Raw genomic sequence first — 23,553 nt, 5'->3', positions numbered from 1 at the left:
TAAAAAGCTTTGTATTCAAATTATTTAAGGCTCTAATCTAAAAGCACCTGAGGCATTTACTGCGGGGTTACTTATTTCACTTAGGCTAAAATCACCTGTAATGGTGTCTGCGTTATTTAAAAAAATAGCATCAATTTCACCGGCGGCTCTATTGTTGTTATGCGACGCAAAAGTAACGGCTAGATCTAGCTTGGTTAAATCAATAAAACCGCTATAAGCGGCATACCAGTTTCCGCCTACATCGTTAAAACTTATTTCACCATCGGGTACTGTTCCGTTGTCAAAATCTACCGACATAGACATAGAAAAATCACTTACTTCACCTAAACTTGATGAAACATCAAAGCGTGTTGCTTGATAGTTTAAAATACCTTGGCGCTGCGCTATTTGATCTATTAAAGATGCATTACTGAGCGCCTGAAACTGTTGCTCTACATATACATCAGCAAGCAGTGTATCGGCATCTGTATTATTTTCTGAAGTATTATCTGCAGCTAATGATTGTTGCTCTGATTCTGAATTCGCTTCATTGTCACTATTAATAGCAACAATGTTTTGGGTAAAAACAGCCGGTGCTTGCGTTGTTTTTATAACATCACCTAAAGAGGTAATGTGTGCAAAAGAAAAAGGTTCATTGCTTCCAAGCGAGACAACGCTTTGATCATTCAGTGTAAGGTCAATAGCGCCATCCCAAACGGCTACATACATATCACCACCGAGAAGTTGCAATTCAAAATGCGTACCACGAATACCAATCGATCCAACCGGCGTTTTAACATTATAAGCGCCTCCATTTTTTTTAATAACACCAGAGATAGAGCGTAGTCCGCCTTTAATTAATTCTATAGAGGCTGAACCTTGCTGCGTGGCAGTATCAAATTCATAGCTAGCAATATTTAATTCAGAATTTTCTTTTAATGCGATCAGGCCACCATCAGACATCGAAAACTGTGCCTTACTTTTTTCGCCTGTGGTTATTCTATCTACACCAAATACAGTGTCACGTCGCTTTAGGTTTCTTTGCTGGGCAGAACTTGCATCAGTTGCTAGTACTTCACCTCGGGCTAAAATAGTTTTACCTGCAGCTACAGTATTTGCCTGAGATAAAAAGCTCACACAAAGTAAGGTGGCTAATGCTGGAATTAAATGTTTCATAAGTACCTTAAATTAAAATGAGTAGCTCGCACTTAAGTTTGTGTCAAAGCGGTCGTATTCAAATAAAGAAATATCACTTGTTTTGTCTTGGTAGTTTAACGTTAGTTGCACAGCTAAACTTTTATTAACCGAGTAGTTTAATGAGCTTGAAAGTATTAGTAAGTTATCGTTGCGATCTTGTAAGAACAAAGGGTGCTCATCTTGATAACTAATCCATTGGTAGCCAGTTTGAGCAGACAACTGCCATTGCTTAGCAAGCAAAGCGGTTACTTGGTAGTAAATGCCACTAATATTTCTAGCATTAAAATCACCATTATTTATGTTAGCGCTTTCATTTTTTAAATTAGCACTAACACTCTGATACCACCTCTGCGACATGTAACTAGCACCGATATTTAGTGCGTAGAACGAGTTGTCTAACTTTTCATCAAACGTGTTATTCATAGTACCAATTGATAAAGCACTAAAAAAACTTAGTTGCTTATCTAATTGGTAAGTTGAGCCAGCTGTAAGCGATGTTTCTGTTCTATATAAATCGCCATCCAACAATAAAGGGGTAATGCCTGCTTGCACATACCAACGAATATTATCTAGCTGTTGCTGGTAGCGCCCTACAAAACTTGTATTTATACGGTCATACTCAGATAACTTATTAAATTTATACCAATCAGCATTTACACCCAAAGAAAGCGCACTACGTTGATCAATAGGGTGTGAGTAATGGCCTTTATAATTTAACTTTACATAGTTATCGTCGGTACTTTTACTTTCTGGTGATAGTAAAAACTCACCCAGATTAGGAATTAAAATAGTGTCTTCAGATGTACCTGCGTTAACGTTTCCATCTACACCATAAGCAACTTCAATACTTTGATTATATGAGCGCTGAGCAAAGCGTTGCTTACGCTGTGTGATTTCTAATAAAGTTCGTGCGGCCGTCTTCACTCTATTTGGTGACGTGGTTGTATTTATTAATACTGAAGCTTGAGAATTGGCAGCGGGTAAATTATTTGCAGCAATATAAGATCTGACTAAATATAAACGAGCTTCATACCATTGCGGTTTTGATTCAACGACTCGTTCAAAAGCAAATACAGCAGGGGCCGAGAGTCCTGAGTTAAGTGCTGAAACCCCTAATAAATAGTCAAAATCAGGCTCACCCAGGTATTTATAATTTTTCTGACTATTTTGATAGGCTTCAGAATACCTTTCTTCTGATATTAGATATTTTAGTTCACCTAATAATTTCACATAAGAAATGCTATCTTGAGCCTTAGCATTCAAACTAAATAAAGCAAAGTAACTAAGTAGTAAAATAAAAAAAACTTGCTTGACCATACTTATTTTAATATCCCGTAAAATGATGAACTATTAGCTAATACTAATTGCTATTAATCTTTAATAAGGTAGCACTTTCTATTTGTATGTAAAGTTAAGTAGTGCGTTATTAAATAATTGTTAATCGAGATTTTTGGAGTAAATTTGAGATAATAAAGGTCAGTTTATTGAGTGAACTTTGGTTTAAATATAAAAAGGATAGTATTTATTGCAGAAATTAAACAGGGGAAAAAGTGGGGCGATTGACGGGGCTTGAACCCGCGACAACCGGAATCACAATCCGGGGCTCTACCAACTGAGCTACAACCGCCACTACACACACCATGTTTGGTGTGGCGCGCATAATACATAAAATATTAAATGTTGTGAAGCCCAAAAGTGAAATAAATTAAAATAATTTAAACTATGTAAATGTAATCAGCATTGGGCAATTAATATTTATCCATACCAAGCGGTATATTTAGCACAGAATCACCTCTAAAAAATCGAATTAAGTTGCGTTTGATAGTATTAATTCATTATTTCATGAGAATAAATTGTAAATTAATGTATAATAATGTCCGAAAACGCTTAATAAAAAACATTTGGAGTAAATATGGATTCAGTACTTAATTGGCTTAACGATAACTCAGGCCTAATCTTACACTACGGTATACAAGCTGCTATTGCGCTTGTTATCTTTTTAATTGGTAGTCGTGTTGCTAAGTTTTGTTCTAACTTAACCGAAAAAGGTTTTGCTAAGAAGAAAGTAGATAAGGCAGTTGGATCTTTTGTTGCTAGCATCGTGTTCACTCTTGTGTTCGCAGTAACCATTTTAATGGCGCTTTCGCAAATTGGCATTGAAACAACATCATTCATTGCTATTTTAGGTGCTGCCGGCTTAGCTGTTGGTTTAGCGTTACAAGGTTCATTATCTAACTTTGCGTCAGGCGTACTAATTATTTTACTTCGCCCATTCAAATCAGGTGACTTTGTTGAAGCTGGTAATAAAATGGGTACCGTTAAGAAAATCGAAATTTTCTCAACTGAACTACGTACTCCAGATAACAAAGTAATCATCGTACCTAACTCTCAAATAATGTCAGGTGCTATTACAAACTTCTCGCGAGAGTCTACTCGTCGTATCGACTTAGTTATTGGTGTTGGTTACGATGCTGATTTACGTCAAGCTAAAGAAGTATTGAAGTCTGTATTAGATGCAGAAACACGCATACTTAAAGATCCAGCTTATACTGTAGCTGTAAATGAGTTAGGTGATTCTAGCGTAAACTTTGTTGTTCGCCCTTGGGTTAACGCTGCTGATTACTGGCCAACATACTGGTCTCTAATGGAAAACATTAAAATTGCATTAGACGAAGCTAATATTGCTATCCCGTTTCCACAAATGGATGTTCATTTTCACAAGCAAGACTAATTTTAAATACCTATTTAATTAAAGCTCGTCTTAATTGTTGTAGTAGTAAAGCAACTCAAAAATATAAAATTTTCATGTGGAATTTTCTGCATGAAAATTTTAATGTAATTAATGAGTTGTTTTGCTTGCTCTAACAAGTAGCGGTTTAATAAAATAGATACACATTTTATACAAAGGTTATTTTTTAATGAAATTAAAGCTTTTATCAATTTTAGTTGCAGCCTCTGCTGCAACTAACGCATTTGCTGCAGACGCAGACCAAAAAACGTGGGAAGTTACCAGTGAGCTTGGTGCTATTATCACAAGCGGTAATACAGAAACAACCACACTTAAAGGTGGTATTAAAGTTCAGCACAATCTTGAAAACTGGAACAACGAATACAAACTAGACGGCATCTATAAAGAAGATGAAGTTGAAGATGCTAACGGGGACAAAAACAAACAGCGTACAAATGAAAAGTACTCTATTTCTGCGCAAGGTAATTACAAATTAAATGAAGATCATTCTCATTTATTCATTTATGGTTCACACGTTTCAGATTATTTTGGAGCATATAGAAGTGAGTCAGTAATTTCTGCTGGTTATGGTTTACGTTTATTAAACGAAAAAACGATGTGGTTAAATGCTGAAGTAGGTCCTGGTTATAAATACTTTGAATACCCAGATGACAGCTCTGAAGTTGATGATAATGGTAACTCCCTTGCTGGTGAATTTGAAGGTGAAGTAATTGCCTTAGGTAAATTAGATTACAACTGGCAAATTTCTGAAAATGCACGTTTTACGCAATTAGTTGCTGTTGAATATGGTGATACAAACACCAAAACTCGTTCAGAAACTGCATTACTTGCAAAAATAAACGGCTCGTTACAAATGAAAGTTGCTTTTAATGTTACCAACAACTCAGATGTTGCTGATGATAAAGAAAGTACAGATACTGAAACGTCATTCACATTGGTTTATAGTTTCTAATATCATTATGAAATTATATAATGGGTAAGCATGCTTACCCATTTTTTTTACCTAAAAAATGATGTAGTATGCCGCGGCTATCTTTATTTTATACTGGAAGGAAACTTTGTGAAGTTAATTAAATTAATTACGGTACTGCTAGTTTTTGCAATAGCTACACCAACATTTGCGCAAGGAAGTGGTCAAGGTGTTGCGCCAACTGAGCAACAACTAGAACAATTTAAAAAACTACCAAAGGCACAACAAAAAGCGTTAGCTGAAAAATACGGTATAGATTTAGATTCACTTGGTTTTTTAGATGGTAGTCAAACGCTAGATAACGAAACTGGTGAACAAAAATCACCCTCAGTATTTCCTCGAAATTTAGAAGAGAAAGATACTGAAGAATTAACCGACGAAGAAAAATTCAAGCCAAAAGAAGAAGAAATAAAAGCATTCGGCTACGAACTTTTCTCTGGAGAACCTACTACGTTTGCTCCTTCCGAAAATGCATTAGTCCCAAATACTTACATGGTAGGCCCGGGTGACACCTTTACGATTAATCTATATGGTAAAGAGTCATTTAATGGTGAAGTTATAGTCGACCGAGAAGGCCGTTTAGCGATAGACAAGCTTCAGCCTGTTAATGTTGCTGGTATGCAATATAACGAAGTTGTTGACTTAATAAAAAGCAAAGTCGAACAAGAAATGATAGGTGTAAAGGCATTCGTTTCTATGGGCGAAACACGCACTATCAGAGTGATGGTTTTAGGGGAAGCTTATAAACCAGGCGCTTATACAATTCCTTCTTTATCATCTATAACGCATGCATTATTTGTAAGTGGCGGGCTTTCAGATATCGGATCATTACGAAATATTCAGCTTAAGCGCGCTGGAAAAACGATTAAAACACTTGATTTGTATGATCTCCTTATAAAAGGGGATAGTTCACATGATGCTATTTTAAAACCTGGTGATGTCGTATTTATCCCACCAGTAGGGAAGCAAGTTACCTTAAGCGGTGAGGTTCGTCGCCCTGCTATTTTTGAACTTAAAGGTTCTGAGTCAATTGATGAATTAATTGCAATGGCAGGTGGTTTTAATGCACAAGCTTATCCACAAAAAACAGTTATTGAACGCTTCACAGGCAATAGCTCAAAGACTATTTTACAGTTAGATCTAACTAAAAATTCGCAGTATAAGCCTAAAAATGGCGACACGATAAAAGTTCCGGCATCAAGCGATGAGCTAGATAATGCAGTAACACTATTAGGTGCGGTTACTTACCCTGGTAACTACTCTTGGCAACAAGGGGATAGAATTAGTCGTTTATTCACTTCAATAAAAAGTGATTTATTACCAACTGCTGACTACGACTACGCATTAGTTGTTAGGGAAGTTAATGAAAAAGGCGATATAGAAATACACCAATTTTCTCCACTTGAAGTTTCAAAACAAAACAAAAAAAATGATATAGAACTACAGCCAAGAGATATTGTTGTTGTTTTTAGTCGTTTTCAAACAAAAGAAGAAGAAGAAACTGCATTGAAAACAGTTGCTCTTACAAAAGAGCAATTAGAATTACGCGAAAAAATAAAACTGTGGGATAAATATGAAGAAAAACAATTTTATGAATTTATCGATTTAGGTGGCTCATTAGAAAAAGAGTTAGCTGAGCAGTTGGCAGAAGAAGAAAGTAAAAAAATCACTAATATTACCGACCTTCTTAATAGCCAAGAAAAAGAGCTAAAAGAAAGTGACTATGCTGTTTTTAGCCGCGAAAAGTTATTGAAGCCAATTATTGCCAAGCTTAACCAGCAATCTACTTATGCAAGCCAAGTTAAAATATTTGGGATCCGTGGTGAAGTTCATTTTAGTGGTGTTTATCCACTGCCAGTAAATGCGACTGTAAAAGAAGCAGTGCTCGCAGCAGGTGGCTTAAAAGAGTCAACATACCTTGAAAAAGCAGAAATTACACGTTACGACAATAAAGATAAAAGTGTATTAAATCATGTAAAGATTAATTTAAATAAAGCTCTTGCAAAAGATAGTAGTGAAAAGTTTGTAATCCAAAGTAAAGACTCAATTAGTATTTATCCAATTCCAAATTGGCAAAAAGATTTACAAATTGAGATTGTGGGCGAAGTACGCTTTCCAGGTGTTTACAGTATTCGTAAAGGCGAAGATCTAACAAGTGTATTAAAAAGAGCGGGTGGGTTTACTGAGTTTTCATATCCACAAGGTGCTATTTTTACTCGTGAATCTATTCGATTTCAAGAGCAGCAGCAACTTAATAAATTATCAGAAGATTTAAGGCGAGATATAGCAACTAAAAGCTTTAACAGCTCTATAACTGACTCATCTCTTAGCTATAAAGATATGGATAGTTTAATCGCTGATTTAGCAAAAGTTAAAGCGGTTGGGCGTTTGGTTATAGATTTACCAGCTATTGAGCAAGGTAAAGAGCATTTACCATTACAGAATCAAGACGTGCTTTATATTCCAACAAAAAGTAATAGTATAAGCGTGGTAGGAGAAGTTAACTTTGCTACCTCACACATTTACAATTCGGGACTATCGCTTGACGACTATATTAATCGTAGTGGTGGATTTAAGCAGCGTGCAGATGAAGATCGTATATATATAATTAAAGCCAGTGGTTTGGTAGAAGTGCCAAATGAAGGCTCATGGTTTGCTGCAAATAAAGCAGATGAATTAAATCCGGGTGATACCATTGTTGTACCATTAGATACTGAGCACGTAGACAACTTAACTATGTGGAGTACAGCTACACAGATCCTTTATCAAATGGGTGTAGCGCTGGCTGCTATTAGTTCACTGTAAACATGAAGTGTATTTCTAAAGAGAAATTGGGCCTTCGCTATGATATTTGAACTTGTTATGTTGTTTTTCGCATTTATTTTTTCGTATATAGTTATATTTGCTATAACACCACTAGCCGTAAAATTTGGTTTAGTAGACATGCCATGCAACCGAAAGCAGCACGATGGAGCAATACCGCTAATTGGTGGGTTATCGATTTTTTTAGCGGTATTTATATCTGTTATGGTATTTTATCCACTTACTACACAAGTTATTAGTTATTTAGTGTGTGCTGGTGCAATTGTTATATTGGGCGTTGTTGACGACTACCGCCAACTGGGTGTAAAAATTAGGTTGTGTGTACAGGTAGTTGTCGCGCTAGTTATGATTTTGGGCAGTGATGTATATATACAAAACCTCGGAGATCTCTTTTCTTTAGGTGATGTTAATTTAAGTTGGTTTGGCATTATATTTACAATCATTAGTGTTATAGCCTGTATAAATGCTTTCAATATGATAGATGGTATCGATGGATTAGCAGGCTCGCTTAGTATATTAACGTTACTCTCAGTATTTATTTTAATGTTACTAAGTGGTAATTATGCTTTTGCATATTTACCTCTCATCATAGTTGCGACTGTAGCACCGTACTTAGCATTTAATTTGGGTATTAAGGGTCATAAAAACAAAAAAATATTTATGGGCGATGCCGGTTCAATGTTTATCGGTTTAAGTGTTATTTGGTTTTTAATGGTAAGTACACAAGCAAGTGAGCCCGCTTTTAGGCCTGTAACGGCACTTTGGATTATTGCAGTTCCGCTAATGGATATGTTGGCAATTATAATTCGTCGTACCCGAAAGGGGATATCTCCATTTCATGCAGATAGAGATCACTTGCATCACATATTTATGCGAGTAGGCTTTAGCCCTCGTCGAGCTTTAAGTGTCATATTATTATTTGCAGTGATTATGAGCTCAATTGGAATCTTAGGTGAAATACTCCAAGTGCCAGAATGGTTAATGCTAGCGTTATTTATATTTGTGTTTGTACTTTATGCGTTAACGTTGCAACATTGCTGGAAAGTAGCCCGTTTTTTAAGACGAAAAAACATTAAGCATAAGTGAATTAAGAGAGAGTTATGAAAAAAAATCACGGTTTTACAATGATGGAACTACTCGTTGTTATTGTTATTTTAGGTTTACTAATGTCGTTAGTAGCACCTAAGTTTTTCTCAAAATTAAGTTCGTCTGAGCGAAAAATTGCAGCAGCGCAAATGTCATCATTTGAAACAGCAATAGACACTTACCGTCTTGATTTAGGTAAATACCCAACAGAACTATCGCAGCTACGCCAAGGCGATGAGCCTCGTTGGGATGGTCCTTATTTGCCAAAAGATGTTCCGCTAGATCCTTGGGGAAACCCATACATATATAAAGTACCAGGTACAGAAGGTAATCCGTACAGCTTAAAATCATATGGCAGTGATGGCAAAGAAGGTGGCACAGAAAATAACGCGGACATCATTCATCAATAATGCAACTACATGACCTACTGCTTAACAAATTTAGCATCGATCCGCACGATCTTGAACGTGCAACAAGCTACCAAGCAAAATACAGTGGCCGACTTGAACAGATTCTCGTTAATATGGGAAGTTTGCCAGAGGATCAAGTTGCATTATTGCTAAGTGAATACTTAGATATTCCTTTGTTTACCAATGAGCAATATGCAAATTTTGCTCCTTTAATGATAGATAAACCAATACTCGATATTTTTATATCGCAAAACTGGGTGCCTATTAGCGAAGATGCTCAGCATATTGAATTTGCCTGTAAGGATCCGCTAAACCAAGTAATGAACGAATGGTTAATTAAAAATAACCAAGCGTACTCATTATTTATAGCAAACGAAGTTGATATACAGCTGCTAATAGCTAAATACGAAGAACCCACAGCCGATATTTTTGACGACAACCCACTTGACGAAGAAGAGCGCCTTAAAGAGTTAGCAACAGAAGCACCAACGGTAAATTTACTTAACTCGCTTATTAGCCGAGCACTGCGTCAAGGTGCTTCCGACATGCACCTTGAGCCGTATCAAGGGCGCTACCGCGCACGTTTTCGTGTAGATGGTGTATTACACGAAGCTGAAACAATATCAGCTCGAAAGCAATTACCAATAATAACTCGATTAAAAATACTTTCGGGTATGGATATAGCCGAAAAACGCCGTCCGCAAGACGGCAAAATAGAAATGAAAATTGCCAATCAAGAAATCGACATTCGTGTATCGGCACTTCCATTAAACGACGGCGAATCGGTAGTAATGCGTTTTTTACGCAAAGAAAACGTACGTTACGACATGTCAGTTCTTGGTTTATCGTCAGATATAAATCAATTGATTTTAGAAGACATAAAAACCACCTCCGGAGTGGTATTACTTACAGGCCCTACAGGGTCGGGTAAAACCACCACCTTATATACCTTTTTAAATGCGTTAAATAACGACGATGTAAAAATTATTACCCTAGAGGACCCGGTTGAATATCAATTGCCGGGTATAAACCAAGTGCAGGTTAATAGCGATATAGGTTTTGACTTTTCGGCAGGCCTGCGCTCAGTAGTACGACAAGATCCCGACATAATAATGTTAGGTGAAATACGCGACAAAGAAACGGCTCAAATTGCACTGCAATCGGCGCTTACGGGGCATTTAGTATTTAGTACGGTGCATACTAACGACGCTGCAAGTGCATACACCCGTTTACTTGACTTAGGGGTTGAAGAATTTTTACTTAACGCCGCATTAGTATCAATTGTAGCGCAGCGTCTAGCGCGTAAAATATGTGCCAACTGCTCAGAGCCAGAGCCAAACGCACAACAACTAATAGAAAAATACGATCTTAATAATTTTGCCGAGCGTTTTAACTTACCAAAAATAGAATTAAAACGAGGCAAAGGTTGCGAGCACTGTAGCCAAACCGGTTATAAAGGGCGTATGGCTGTAACTGAGTATTTACGTTGCGACAGTGAAATAAAAGCCATGCCCAAAAATGCCGACTTTATCCCTAAAGCAAAGCAGCATAACCAAAGCTTAAATAGGCGTACATTATTAGAAGATGGCTTATATAAAGCGGTGCTTGGTCAAACTACCATAGCAGAAGTAATTAGGGTTGCTGGTTAATGCCACTATTTAATTACAAAGCTTACGATGGGTCGGGTGCTAAGTCGCATGGGCAAATAGATGCCATCGATCAGCAAGATGCTCTTGCTAAGCTAAAATCCCAAAAGTTACTTGCCTTTGAAGTAACCGAAGAAAAAAAGCAAGTATCGTTTGGGCTATCGTTTAATAGCAAAATATCGTTGTCTGATCTTGAATTTTTAACCGCTGAGCTCAGTTTATTGCTTGCAACAGGTGTAAGAATTGACCGTGGCCTCGACATTATAAGGCGTACTAAGGCAAAAGCTGCGCTGGCAAAAATGTTAGGCGATATAAGTAATACAATAAAAAAAGGCAGTAGCTTATCGCAGGCATGTAGGGCGCACCCCGACGTTTTTGATAATCTTTATTGTAACTTAATAGAGTTAGGTGAAGCCTCAGGTAACTTAAGTGAAATATTTGCAGGGCTCGCTAAAGATCTAAAATTTAAACGCGAACTACAACGTAAAATTATTGGCTCGCTTACCTACCCTTGCGTTATTTTATTTGTATGTGTACTAAGTATATTTTTTATATTTAATTTTATTATACCTAAAATGGCCGACATGTTTAGCCAGCTAGAAACCATGCCATGGTACACCGAAGTTATGCTCTCTATTAGTGCATGGATGAACCAATACCAAGGACTATTAGCATTAGGAATAATCGCTATTGTGCCAGCAATTATGTGGGCCTCTAAAAAGCCCGCATTTTTAAAGTGGTGGCATAAATCGGCACTAAAGCTACCAGTTATTGCCAACGCCACTATTACCGTAGAACGAATTCGTTTTAACAGCGGTTTAAGTTTAATGCTAAAAGCGGGTGTACCTATCGACCAAGCGCTTGAGCTTTCAACTGGTAATATTAAAAATCACGTGTTAAATCACGAAATGAATATAGCCCGTAAAAAAGTTAAGCGTGGTAGCCAGCTAACCCCCACACTGCAACAAACATCATTGTATCCACCATTTTATATATCGTTATTAGAAGTGGGCGAAGAGTCAGGCAACCTCGACATAGTATTTGAAGAAATAGCTAATCGCTCTCGTCAAGACTTTGAAACCTGGACCGACAACATGACCGCGCTTATAGAGCCACTCATGATTTTATTTATGGGCGGGTTTGTAGGTGGCATTGTTGTAGTAATGCTAATGAGCATGGTTTCGTTAAACGACGTAGGTTTTTAAATGCATTTAGTTAGTTATAGGTTTAATAAAGGGTTTACCCTAATTGAGCTTATTATTGTACTTAGTATTGTAGGTTTGCTACTTGCTATAGTTGCGCCTATATCTATTAAAGCGGTAGATAAAACTGAGGCTAAAACAGAGCTATTAAGCACAACAAAATGGATTAAAAACATAGGTTTTCAGGCATTTATAGAACAACAAAATTACGCATTAGAGCTCACTGGTAATACTTTAAACTTATATCAAAAACCAAGTAACCTATTAGTTAAAACTAAAACGTTAGAGTCGTTAAGCTTTACTCAGCAGTGGGTTAACTTTAATGCTAATGGCTTTGTGACACCAGAGCACATTAATGGTCATTTTAGAAATGAGCCTTTGTCTATTATGCTTGAGCCAGCAAATGAAAAATAAAAACAGCACCGGTTTTACCTTAATAGAACTGCTAGTTGCCACCATTATTTTATTTATGGCAATGGGAGCCGTATCGCTAATTTACCGTGGCGCATTTATATCAAGCGAAAAAGCCAGTAACCACGTTAATATAGTGGCTAATGTGCCCGCATTATTAAGCCAAATAAAGCAGCAAGTACAAAGTGCAAGCGCCGAGCAAACACAACTAAACGGCCAAGGCAATGCATGGCAAAGTACTTACACGTGGCAAGCAAACGTACAGCAAACAAAAAAAATTACCGATCCCACAATGGCACTGGAGTTTGGTGAGGGTAACTCAGTAAAAACGCAATTTAAACTATGGCAAGTAACCCTCGTTATTAACAGCCATGGTATTGAAAAAAACTACACCTTTAACGAAGTGAGCTGGCACGATGCGTAAACAGCAAGGCTTTACTTTAATAGAACTACTAATATCGGTTACGTTACTGTCGTTACTTATGTTTACTGGCAACTACGTGTATATGCAATTAGCATCACGCTGGAACAAAGAGCTAGGTAGTTTTGAGCAAAATGCCGCGCAAACCAAGGCCGTTTACTTATTGCAAAGCACGCTTGATGGCGTAGAGCCCTACTTAATTAAAAATAAAAAAGGTCGCCCCGAAATGTTTTTTGTAGGGGGCAGTGACAGTTTGTTAGCTATCACCAAGCGCGGCCTTATAGATACACAAAATCCCGAAATATTTAGATTAACTGCCGTGCAAACCCCAAACGGAAAATATAATTTAGTTTATCAAGCTATATCGGGTAGTGAGTTATTGCTTATTAATACCGAGCAAAATATAGAGTTTACTAGGCAAAAAATATTATTAACTAACCTAGATGAAGTTACTATAAATTATTTTGGCTGGAAAAATCTAGATGAAATGGCAATGCAAACTCCCGGTGTTTTACCCACTTGGCAAAACACCTACTCGGGGATTGACCAACAACTTACACCGCAAAAAATAAAAGTCACCTTAGTTAAAAACCAGCAACCACTTACGTTTTATAGCCAGTTAGATAAAGAGGCAAACACCTGGTTTAGTAACTACATGCAAGCCGGTGACTTTTAATGCAGCGTAGTATCGCGGGTATAGCGTTAGTGCAAGTATTGTTAATTGTGGCCGTGCTTTCAATACTTGCTTTATATTTTACCCAGTCGGCACGCAATCAGGTACATAATGCCACCTTAATGGTCGACAAAGCACAAGCCTATGTAGAGCTACACAGCGCAGAAGCCAACGTGTTGTATGCCTTACTAACAGAGCCAAAAAATCCAGAGAAAAGCAATCAAGTAAATAATCAAAACACAAGTACGCTTATTAACAGTTGGAACTTTTATGGAGCACAGTTTACATACAACCAATATGTAAATGTTGCTTTGCAAGATTTACGCGGGCTGCTTAATTTGCATTACCCAAATAAGCAGAGGTTAAGGCAACTATTGACCTACAGTGGCCTAAATGATTATGATGCGCAGCTAACTTCGCAGCAAATAATAGATTGGCAAAACTTAGATACGCGCTCAGATTACATACCCAGCACTGTAACCGCGCGTCATGCCGCTATTCACGATATAAGCGAGCTTAAGCACTTAGGCTTAAAGCCTGAGCTGTTAAATATATTACAAGCGAACACAACACAATATAAAAAAGGGGCGTTTAACCCCATGACAGCGCCCGACTCGCTGCTTAACGCATTATTAAGTAGCGACGTAGCAGCCCATGTTATTATGCTACGTAATGCAAAACAGTTAACAGTACAAGAGTTTGCGCAAGTAACGGGCTTTAGTGAAAGTGAAGATATTATTTTATATCCGTCAAATTTATTTAAAGTAACCTTGCAAGCTCACGTGGGCGACGCAAGCATAAAAAAAGTAATTTATTACCATTTGCAACCAACCGGCAAGCCGGTGGTCAACATAGTGGCAGTTAAGGCGCAGTAGAGCATTTAATGATAAAAAGTAAACTAACATTGTGGATAAAAAAATGGCTGTGCAAAAATGTAGTTTACTACAGCGATAAGCCTCACCGCTTTGCACTAAATAACCAACAGCAATTTACCTTAGAGCCGGCTAGTAGCGATTTAAACGCAAGCGCAGCATTAATACAAATTGTGGGGCGTAAACACTACTCAGAGCAAAGTGAAAATTACCCTATAAGTAATAAAAAAGAGCTTGTAAATTTAATAAAAATTAACAGCCAAACAGCTAATCGCGAACCTAATACGCATAGTGCTTATATTATTAGCACCCTTGAACAAGATCAAAGCAAAGTAACGCATTGGCGTTTTGCAAACGTGCCTAAAGCGTGGTTAAACCTACCCGAAACCGTATTAATTAGCCAAACACTCGCGGCCGAACAAGTCGTCAGTACTCATGTTTTTAGTGCATTGTTTACTACGCAGCATCAGCAAAGTGTGTTTTCGGCCTTATCAAGCCCGCTTGTTAATAGCCCTGAGCGTTTTGCCGCCATGTTTGGCGTACCCTGCAAGCACGTTATTAATATTAACGAGCCTGCGCATTATGCACACACCCTTATAAAAGGCTTAAAAGCTTTGCCTGTAAAGCAATTAGCCTCATTTTTTACGCTTCCCGGTGGGCTGGTTAGTAAAGGGCAGTTAAAAAAAATAGCCGTTATTATTTCTGCGCTATTTATTGCTTATGGGGCGCTAACAAGTGGTTATTTAGTGTATAAAACGCAAAGTTTGCAAAGTCAGCTTGAACAAAATAAAAGCAGTGTTAACCAAGCGCTTACAACTCTTGAACAGTTTCAAACATCAAGCGACAAGCTCAGCACTTTACAAACATTTACGAGTAATCAGCAAATAGCCAGCTCATTATTTTTTGTGTTGCAGCAATTGTTTACCACCGCAGAGCTTAGTAATATACGCTTTGAAGATGGCCGCTATATATTACGTGGCAACGCCGATAAAGCCACCGACGCCCTACAAATAATAATAAACAACCCACGCGTAAATAATGCCAAGTTTGACTACCCATCGCGTAAAGAGCGCCGTGGAGAGAGCTTTGTAATTAGCTTTACACTTAACACCCTACAAGACCAAGCAAAGCCAATAGTAAGCAACCCAATAAGCGAGGCTGAATAACCATGTTTGACATAAAACAGCCTAAACAACAAATAGCGCTGGGCGTACTTGCATTATTAATAGTGTTAAAATTTATTGTTGTACCACTATTTGACTGGCAAAACGAGCAGTTAGCTAACTTAGCTAATTTACAAAAGCGGGTAAGTAAATCGCAAAATGTAATTGCTAACCAAACCCAAATAACTCAAAGCCAACAGCGTATTAGTACGCAGCTAAAAGCCATTAATAGTTTATTTATAAATTACAAACCCGAAGACGAGTTTAAACTGGCCATGCAACAACAAATAGAACAAACCGTTGCTAATCACCAACTACAAATAAACACCAGCAATTGGCTACCTAGTATTTTAGTGGCCAATGGGCAACTAATGCGCCACCAACTACGGTTAAGCATAAAAGGGCAAATGCTCGACTTTACAAAATTAATTACAGAGCTTGAAAGCGCAACACCCAAAGCTGAGCTAAAAACCTTTAATATAAATAGTAAAGGTCAAAATGACGAACAGCTAGGAAGGGTAGATGGCACCATAGAGCTGGCGTTTTATATGCAGCAGCCACCTAAAAGCAACGTACAAACGCAGGAGGCGCAATGAGCAAATTAACTATTGGCGTTATTGCCGTATGTATATTGTTATTAATAAGTGACTTTACCGGGCGTTTTATACAAACCTCACCACATGCGCAAAACAACTTTGACACAAGTAATAATAACACTCAGCCTTTACCGCTGTTATCGAGCAATGCGCACAAAGAGCTTACTACATTATTTAGCCGTTACGCCAAGCCAGCTAAAAGCGTACAAACAGAGCAGGGTTTAACCGCCGCGCAGCAAGCTGAGCAACAAGGCGAATTACTTAGCTTATTTGCAGGCGACTTAGAATTAAAGCTAAAAGCCGTTATTTTTGCACCTACGCCTTATGCGCTCATAGAGCAAAAAAACATTAAAACGCAGCAAACAACCTTAGTTAAATATTTAAACGAGCAAAGTATACAAGGGTATACGCTTACTATAATGACAAACACGCAAGTGGCCCTTAACAAAGCGCCACAACATATTACCTTAGTAATGTACCAGCGCGGTTAATTGCTCAATACACTATTGCACGGAAAAATTATGAAACACAGCAAAACACTTATTTTAGGATTACTAGCAAGTAGCGTATTAGCTGGTTGTAAAAGTACCAATAGCGGTATATCGCCAAAGCCATCGTACTTACAAAAAAATGCCGTAGTAGCGGTGGTCGCAAACGATGACGAAAACCCAAGTACCGAGGCTGTAAAAACGGCGGCGCAACACGGTATTACTTACCTAGAGCCATTGGCAAGTAACAAAACAAGCCAAAGTGAGCAAACCGATTTAGCAAACCAATTTAGCAATACCGAAACCGTTAAGTTAACTGCCGACAGCCTATTAGTAAAAGACTACCTGCATTATGTATTTGGTGAGCTACTTAACGTAAATTATATTTTAGGGGAGCAATTAAATAACTCAAAAGATAAAGTGACCCTTAATCTGCAAGACGAGCTTACCAAACGTAAATTATTTACCCTAAGCGAGCAAATGCTGCAAGAGCGTAATATACTTATTCGCTATCAAGATGGTGTTTATTATATTCATAAATCGGAAGATGGTTTATCGAGTAACCTAGTTTATGGTTATGGCGCGAGCCCTGAAGATGTACCAAATACTTCCAATGAAATTGTGCAACTAGCGCCTTTTAAATCCGGTATGCAAACACCATTGGCTAACACTATAAGAGAACTAACAAAAGTTAATGCAACTCCGTTGTTTGACCAACAAGCCATAATGTTTAAAGGTAAACGCGGCGACATAATCAAAGCGCTTGAGTTTATGCAACTGGTCGATCAACCTGCATTTAGAAACCGCTCTATCGGGTTGTATAAATCAACTTTTATACCAGTTGACGAACTAAGTAAAAAACTTCAAGACTTAATGAAACAAGAAGGCATATCTGTCAGTATTAACGCCTCAACCGAGCAAGCCGTTTCAATAGTGCCTATAGAGCGTACCAATACTCTCGTATTTTTTACTAACGACAAACGCTTTATAAAGCGCGTTGCATACTGGTCTAAGCAATTAGATCAACCAGCAGATGGCAACCAAGAACAGTACTTTGTATTTAACCCCGAATTTGCCAGAGCGTCAGACTTAGGTGAAAGCCTACAAGCGCTATTAGGCGGAGGCACATCGCAAAGCCTAAGTAGTAATACGTCAGCGGCGAGTCAAAATCAGCAAGTTAATAGCCGTACAAATAATGCAAACAGTAATACTAAAAAAAATGCGTCTGTAAGTGTAGAGGGCATGAAAATGGTTGTAGATTCACGCTCTAATTCTCTTATTTTTTATACCACCGGTGATGCCTACCGCAACTTATTGCCGATGATTAAGCGCCTAGACATAATGCCAAAACAAATAGTGCTTGAAATGATGATTGCCGAAGTAACCCTAACCGATGAGTTTAAGCAAGGGGTTGAGTTTGCCTTAACTAACCAAGGGGCAAATAAGCAGGGCGGCTTCAACCTCGAAAATAACGACTCGGGCTTAAGTTATGTGCTAAGTGGCGCACGGGGTAACCTTACCTTTAACCTATTACAAAAAAACACTTATGTTAATGTGCTATCGCGCCCAAGCCTTGCAGTGCGCGACGGTGTAGAGGCTAGTATAACAGTGGGTAACCGCATACCTATAGTGGGCGATATAGTAACCGACCCAGTAAATGGCTCGCGCACCTCGGTAGAATACCTAGAAACTGGGATTGACCTACAAGTAACCCCCACAGTAAACGCCCAAGGGGTAGTGCTTATGGAAATAACCCAAAAAATAAGTAATCAAGCAAGTGCGAGTGGCGCCGAAGGTAATCCTATTATTTTTGAGCGATCACTACAAACTGAAGTAATAGCCGGTAATGGTCAAACAATAATGCTTGGCGGCCTTATTAGCGAAAACAGTACATTGAGCGATCGCAGCGTCCCTTTTTTTTCGACGATACCATTAATTGGGAGTTTGTTTGATGGCACTGACAATAATACTAATAAAACAGAATTGGTAGTATTGGTTACTCCACGTATTGTTAACTCAACGGCAGAGTGGGAAAGTGCATACAACCAGTTCAAAATGAGTTTAACAGAGCTTAATTTAGATGAGAATAAAGTTGATGATGTAACTAAAAAGTAATAATTAAGTGCTTTTTAAGTTGTTATTTTTGATGTAAAATTATTCTTTATGATATTATTTACAAATTAAGCATCGTTAAATTTATTTTTTATAGTAATTTATCTGTTGGTAGATAAACTTTTTACACTACGTTAGATATTTACTAAATTTATTTGCTGGTAAAATTATTAACTACACATTAAATAACATCATTAATAATTTGAAAGAACATTATAAACTGTGTTTTTCTGTTGCCACTACTTTACCCTCTTGATTTTAAAGGGTTATTTGTTGTTGTAAACGGGTACGTAAATCGGTAGAATTAATCCATTAGTTTAAGCTAAGTTAATTGCTTGACAATAAACTAACAATGTTTAGACTACTCTTGGTCTGATTAGTAGTCACTTAGGTGACGGCCTATGGTGCATGGTCAGCCATAAATATAAAAGGGAACAATGAAAGTTCCTGTTTCATGAAACTTTTGGAGAATAAAAAATGTTTAAAAAAACTTTACTAGCGCTAGCGCTTACAAGTGTTGCTGGTTTTGCTAACGCTGCTGTTACTTCTGCTACACCTAACGTAGTATCTTTAGAAGGTGCTGTAGGCCAGACAACTATTGCAGTACCAACATACACAGTTACACTTGCTGCTGAATACGCTGCTGGTGACACTTTCACTATTACATTAAGCGGTGCTGAGTTTGATACTACTTCTGCGCCATCTATTACTGCAGCAGGCTTTACTAGTGCACCTACAGTAGGTCTACTATCTAAAACTGCATCTACAGCTACTTTTCGTGTAACAGCCGTTCCTTCAGGTGAAACTTTCTCTGGTAACACTTTTGTTTTAACTGGTGCAGTGCTTAAAACTACTTCAGTAATAGATGCTGCTGGCGATATTAAACTTTCTTACGCTGCAAAAACATCTACTGGTTTAGATCTTGATAACGTTGGTACAGCAACTTCTACTGTTGTAACTACTAAGTCACAGCTAAGCTCTTCAGCAACAACTAAGCTTGACGCAGTAATTGATGTTGAAAACGAGCGTAAGCAATTTACTGTTGGTAACGATTCAATCACTACTGATACTTTAGTAATTACTCCTGTTGTTGCAGCTGCTGGCACACACAACGTATCTTACACTGGCGCTACTCACGTAATCAAGGGTGATTTCTCTTGGATGGAAAGCGATGGCGACGCAGGTATTGACGCTGCTGAACTAGCTGCTGCATTCACTGCAACTGGTGGTACACTAGCAACTCCAACAATTAACACTGCTGGCGATGCAATCACAGTAGTTGCTACTGGTGCTGTAGCTCCAATGACTGCAACATTCACTGTTCTTGGTAAAGCAAACGCTAAAGCGCCAATCTTACCTACACAAATGTTCACTATTGATTCTGTAATCAAATACAACACTGCTGCAGGCGCTGCTGCTACTAAGACTATCGCTTCAGCTTCTGCTGGTGCTTGGACTCTAAATGGCTTTGATGAAAACATCGTTTTCATGCCGTTTGACGCTCAGTATGCCCAGTCTATCAATGTTTCTAACACTGGTTCTGTAGCTGGTGCAATCACTGTAGATATTACAGCTGGTGGCAAAACTTACACTAAAACTTTAACAGCTACTGCTGCACCTAAAGCAACTACTAACATTTCTGCTGAAGTTAAAGCTTTTGCAACGGAAAGTGGTGTTACTGGTAATGCACACGTGAAAGTTGTAGTTAACTCTCCAGCTGCTGACATCGACGTAAGTGGTGTTTACTACCACAGAGCTGATGCTGACCGTGTGAAAACTAAGTAATTAGTTTTACATAAGCCAGTTGGTTTATAATAAAAAGCGAGCTTAGGCTCGCTTTTTTAATGCTTGTAATTTAATAAATCAGGAATCTAGATTCAATATCCGTTGTTTGCTACACTGCGACACTGTTTAGTTTTGTGAGCATTTAAAGTGAAATACCCCATTGTTAAGCCATTTTTACCAGTATTAAACGATTACACTGCGCATATAGAGACTATTTTTGAGCGTTGTTGGTTAACAAATAATGGCCCTTGCTTACAACAGCTTGAACAGCAATTGGCTGAGTATTTTAATGTTGAGTATTTATTATTAGTTGCTAATGGTACGCTGGCACTGCAAGTGGCTTTTGCAGCACTTAATATTGATACCCATAAAAAAAATAGCGTATTAACCACACCCTTTTCGTTTGCCGCTACTGCAAGTTCGTTGTGCTTTGCAGGTATTATCCCTGAATTTATTGATATTGACCCTAACACTTACAATATAGATATAACCAAAGCAAGTACCATGCAACTCAACCAAGCCAGCGCTATTGTTGGGGTGCATGTATTTGGTAATCCGTGCGATGTTAATGCCATTGAGCAAGTTGCAAAGCAGCATAACTTAAAAGTAATTTACGATGCCGCCCACGCTTTTGCTAGTAACCTTAACGGTGAAAGTGTACTGCGCTATGGCGACGCTGCAACATTGAGTTTGCATGCCACTAAACTATTTCATAGTGTTGAAGGTGGCGCTATTATTTTTAAACACAAAGCCGACTATTTAAAAGCAAAACAACTTATTAATTTTGGTTTTGACGCACAACAACACCCTGAATTTGTTGGTATAAACGCTAAAATGAGCGAAATGCATGCAGCCATGGGGTTAAGTGTATTTAAAGGCTTGCCGCACATTACAGCGCAGCGCCGTGCTCTGGCTGCTCGCTATGCCGAGCGATTAGCTGCTATTGCCGGGGTGCAGTTGCAACAATGGCATGACAGTGGCGAGAATAATGGTGCTTATATGCCTGTTTTACTCAATAGTGAAGCGGTACTCGTGCAGGTGCAAAAAGCATTAACTGAGTGCGGTGTACAAACACGTCGTTATTTTTATCCGAGTTTATCATTGGTTCCCGCCTATGGTATGCAAGGTAGCACTCCTATAGCTAATAACATTAGTGAGCGTATTTTATGCTTACCTATGTATACCGATTTAACGCTTGGTGGCGTTGATGAAATTTGCGAATGCTTAATTACAGCGCTTAAACAGGCTAGTTAAAGAATACAGGTTTTACAATTAAAAGGAGTTTTTAATTGGCTATATATACAGAGCAACAACTACTCGATTTAGGGTTTTTAAGTGTTGGCAAAAATGTGCGTATTTCTACTAAAGCATCGCTTTATGGCGTTGGATTAATAAGTATTGGTAATAACGTGCGTATTGATGACTTTTGCGTATTGAGTGCAGGTGAGGGCGGTATTACTATTGGTAGCCATGTACATATAGCGGTTTACAGCTCGCTGATAGGCGCGGGTAAAATAATTATTAGCGACTTTTGTAATATTTCATCCCGGGTGGCTATTTACTCAAGTAGCGACGATTACTCTGGGGAGTACTTAACCAATCCTACAATTAACAGCCAATTTACTAACGTAGAGCACGGTCCTGTTACACTTAATAAGCATGTTATTATAGGTTGTGGCAGTGTTGTTTTACCTAATGTAAATATAGCAGAGGGGGTTGCTATAGGTGCTTTAGCCCTAGTTAACCGTGACTTACAAGCGTGGGGTATATACGCCGGTCAACCAGCAAAATACATAAAACCACGCAGTAAAGATTTACTAAATTTAGTGCCTACATTTTTAAATTACTATAATAGCAAGCAGCAGTGAGCCAATTATATGAGTAAAACTATATGAGCCAAGTTATTCATGTGTTTGCCGACACTCCACACCACTACCTACCCATGCAGCAATTTTTTGAGCTGCAATGTAAGCCTAGTTGTACACAGCAATTTTGGGTTAAATCGGCGCAGCCTGTAGAGGGCTTTATAACGTATGCAAATAATGACGAGCTATTTACTTTATTTAACAGCTTAAATAAAGCCGATAATGTGGTGTTTCATGGTTTATTTGATATGCATATTTGGAAAAAACTGCTTTTTAATCCTATTATAAAACGCAGTAGCTGTGTGTTATGGGGGGGGGAGCTGTATCGCCACACAAAGCCGGGGCGCACACTTAAGCAGCGTATTGTGCATGTGCTGCATGCGCTAGTAATAAGGCACTTTAATAAGGTGTTTGCACTAAACCCGGGCGATGCACAATTAGCGAAAACAGTGCTGTGGCGCAAAAATGTAGCTGTACTACCTTACCCGCTGATAGGTATGAAAGTAGCTAGCACAACAACGCCGAGTGAGTTTAGCGAGCAGCAACCATTAAAAATACTGGTAGGTAACTCAGCAGCGCCAAGCAATAACCATATTGATGCACTTAATAAGTTAACGCATTTAGCAAACAGCAACATACAAATAGTAATGCCGCTTAATTATGGTGGTGAGCCAAATTACGTTAGTGATGTGATTAGCCACGCAAATGCGCTATTTGCTAATAAAGTACATGCTATTACAACAATGTTAAGTAAACAGCAATACGACGCGCTATTAAATGAGGTGCATTTAACTGTGTTTGCCCAACAGAGGCAGCAAGGGCTTTACGTAGCTTATGCTATGTTGCTTATGGGCAAGCCTTTGTTTTTACTTGATGGTACGTCGAGCTACAGTCATTTATCAACCCTTGGTTTTGACATATATAAAACGCAAAAACTCACCAAATTTACCTTTACCGAGCTTGCCTATTTAGCAAACAAGCAAGAGAGCAAAAATGCAAGCTTAATGCAGCAACACTTTACAGAAGATGCTTTGGCACCTAAATGGCAAGCTATGTTACAAAACTTGCATGAGTAGCTTAATGGGTCTGTTTTTTAGTAAGAAAA

At 38.2% G+C, this 23,553-nt stretch carries 21 protein-coding genes and 1 tRNA gene; 19 read left to right on the top strand and 3 right to left on the bottom strand.

Translation table 11 applies throughout. The annotated features are described in order from the left end of the window. Positions 1-24 precede the first annotated feature (24 nt). From I6F53_RS00305 to I6F53_RS00295, 3 genes are all read right to left on the bottom strand, one after another. Entirely contained in the window at positions 25-1,155 is a 1,131-nt protein-coding gene (locus tag I6F53_RS00305; RefSeq protein WP_197238152.1) for a FecR family protein, read from the bottom strand. Positions 1,156-1,167: 12 nt separating this feature from the next. Next, entirely contained in the window at positions 1,168-2,493 is a 1,326-nt protein-coding gene (locus I6F53_RS00300; RefSeq protein ID WP_197238151.1) for a hypothetical protein, read from the bottom strand. Positions 2,494-2,727: 234 nt separating this feature from the next. Next, positions 2,728-2,803: transfer RNA gene (locus I6F53_RS00295), tRNA-His, on the bottom strand. 285 nt (positions 2,804-3,088) lie between these two features. Between I6F53_RS00295 and I6F53_RS00290 the strand changes: the two genes are divergently transcribed. From I6F53_RS00290 to I6F53_RS00200, 19 genes are all read left to right on the top strand, one after another. Next, entirely contained in the window at positions 3,089-3,907 is an 819-nt protein-coding gene (locus tag I6F53_RS00290; RefSeq protein WP_166419771.1) for a mechanosensitive ion channel family protein, read from the top strand. Between the two features lie 187 nt (positions 3,908-4,094). Beyond that, positions 4,095-4,877 (top strand): DUF481 domain-containing protein, encoded by a 783-nt coding sequence (locus I6F53_RS00285; RefSeq protein WP_166419772.1) that lies wholly within the window; start codon positions 4,095-4,097, stop codon positions 4,875-4,877. 108 nt (positions 4,878-4,985) lie between these two features. Beyond that, the gene (locus tag I6F53_RS00280; protein WP_331460739.1) at positions 4,986-7,700 is read left to right on the top strand and encodes an SLBB domain-containing protein; all 2,715 of its coding nucleotides are present in this window, start codon (positions 4,986-4,988) and stop codon (positions 7,698-7,700) included. Between the two features lie 39 nt (positions 7,701-7,739). Continuing rightward, entirely contained in the window at positions 7,740-8,804 is a 1,065-nt protein-coding gene (wecA, locus tag I6F53_RS00275; protein WP_166419774.1) for a UDP-N-acetylglucosamine--undecaprenyl-phosphate N-acetylglucosaminephosphotransferase, read from the top strand. Positions 8,805-8,818: 14 nt separating this feature from the next. Continuing rightward, positions 8,819-9,214, top strand: a complete 396-nt coding sequence (gene gspG, locus I6F53_RS00270) for a type II secretion system major pseudopilin GspG (RefSeq protein ID WP_165724825.1) — start codon at positions 8,819-8,821, stop codon at positions 9,212-9,214. Then, the gene (locus tag I6F53_RS00265) at positions 9,214-10,863 is read left to right on the top strand and encodes a GspE/PulE family protein (RefSeq protein ID WP_166419775.1); all 1,650 of its coding nucleotides are present in this window, start codon (positions 9,214-9,216) and stop codon (positions 10,861-10,863) included. The genes gspG and I6F53_RS00265 overlap by 1 nt, the downstream gene beginning before the upstream one ends. Beyond that, on the top strand, positions 10,863-12,065 hold the full coding sequence (locus tag I6F53_RS00260; protein ID WP_166419776.1) for a type II secretion system F family protein: 1,203 nt from the start codon (positions 10,863-10,865) through the stop codon (positions 12,063-12,065). Before I6F53_RS00265 ends, I6F53_RS00260 begins: the two co-directional genes overlap by 1 nt. Continuing rightward, positions 12,066-12,476: a type IV pilin protein gene (locus tag I6F53_RS00255; protein ID WP_166419777.1), complete on the top strand. Its 411-nt coding sequence runs from the start codon at positions 12,066-12,068 to the stop codon at positions 12,474-12,476. Further along, positions 12,466-12,897: a PulJ/GspJ family protein gene (locus I6F53_RS00250; RefSeq protein ID WP_166419778.1), complete on the top strand. Its 432-nt coding sequence runs from the start codon at positions 12,466-12,468 to the stop codon at positions 12,895-12,897. Before I6F53_RS00255 ends, I6F53_RS00250 begins: the two co-directional genes overlap by 11 nt. Then, positions 12,890-13,570: a PulJ/GspJ family protein gene (locus tag I6F53_RS00245; protein WP_166419779.1), complete on the top strand. Its 681-nt coding sequence runs from the start codon at positions 12,890-12,892 to the stop codon at positions 13,568-13,570. Before I6F53_RS00250 ends, I6F53_RS00245 begins: the two co-directional genes overlap by 8 nt. Next, positions 13,570-14,442, top strand: a complete 873-nt coding sequence (locus tag I6F53_RS00240; RefSeq protein ID WP_166419780.1) for a general secretion pathway protein GspK — start codon at positions 13,570-13,572, stop codon at positions 14,440-14,442. The genes I6F53_RS00245 and I6F53_RS00240 overlap by 1 nt, the downstream gene beginning before the upstream one ends. Positions 14,443-14,450: 8 nt before the next feature. Beyond that, positions 14,451-15,605, top strand: coding sequence for a hypothetical protein (locus I6F53_RS00235; protein WP_197238150.1), 1,155 nt, complete (start codon positions 14,451-14,453; stop codon positions 15,603-15,605). A 2-nt stretch (positions 15,606-15,607) separates the two neighbouring features. After that, positions 15,608-16,198 (top strand): GspMb/PilO family protein, encoded by a 591-nt coding sequence (locus I6F53_RS00230; RefSeq protein ID WP_197238149.1) that lies wholly within the window; start codon positions 15,608-15,610, stop codon positions 16,196-16,198. Further along, the gene (locus tag I6F53_RS00225; RefSeq protein ID WP_197238148.1) at positions 16,195-16,689 is read left to right on the top strand and encodes a hypothetical protein; all 495 of its coding nucleotides are present in this window, start codon (positions 16,195-16,197) and stop codon (positions 16,687-16,689) included. Before I6F53_RS00230 ends, I6F53_RS00225 begins: the two co-directional genes overlap by 4 nt. Positions 16,690-16,719: 30 nt before the next feature. Next, on the top strand, positions 16,720-18,801 hold the full coding sequence (locus tag I6F53_RS00220; RefSeq protein ID WP_231616498.1) for a secretin N-terminal domain-containing protein: 2,082 nt from the start codon (positions 16,720-16,722) through the stop codon (positions 18,799-18,801). A gap of 474 nt (positions 18,802-19,275) precedes the next feature. Beyond that, on the top strand, positions 19,276-20,583 hold the full coding sequence (locus I6F53_RS00215; RefSeq protein ID WP_197238147.1) for a hypothetical protein: 1,308 nt from the start codon (positions 19,276-19,278) through the stop codon (positions 20,581-20,583). Positions 20,584-20,730: 147 nt separating this feature from the next. Further along, positions 20,731-21,837: a DegT/DnrJ/EryC1/StrS family aminotransferase gene (locus I6F53_RS00210; RefSeq protein ID WP_197238146.1), complete on the top strand. Its 1,107-nt coding sequence runs from the start codon at positions 20,731-20,733 to the stop codon at positions 21,835-21,837. A gap of 35 nt (positions 21,838-21,872) precedes the next feature. Beyond that, positions 21,873-22,451: an acyltransferase gene (locus tag I6F53_RS00205; RefSeq protein WP_197238145.1), complete on the top strand. Its 579-nt coding sequence runs from the start codon at positions 21,873-21,875 to the stop codon at positions 22,449-22,451. A gap of 23 nt (positions 22,452-22,474) precedes the next feature. Continuing rightward, positions 22,475-23,524 carry a TDP-N-acetylfucosamine:lipid II N-acetylfucosaminyltransferase gene (locus I6F53_RS00200; protein WP_197238144.1) on the top strand — a complete coding sequence of 350 codons (1,050 nt, stop codon included), beginning with the start codon at positions 22,475-22,477 and terminating at the stop codon, positions 23,522-23,524. Positions 23,525-23,553: the final 29 nt, after the last annotated feature.

It is taken from the genome of Pseudoalteromonas sp. SWN29 (assembly GCF_015864465.1).
GTDB lineage: Bacteria > Pseudomonadota > Gammaproteobacteria > Enterobacterales > Alteromonadaceae > Pseudoalteromonas.
The sequence above is the reverse complement of the archived record's forward strand: the minus strand, read 5'-3'. Positions and strand labels throughout refer to the sequence as shown.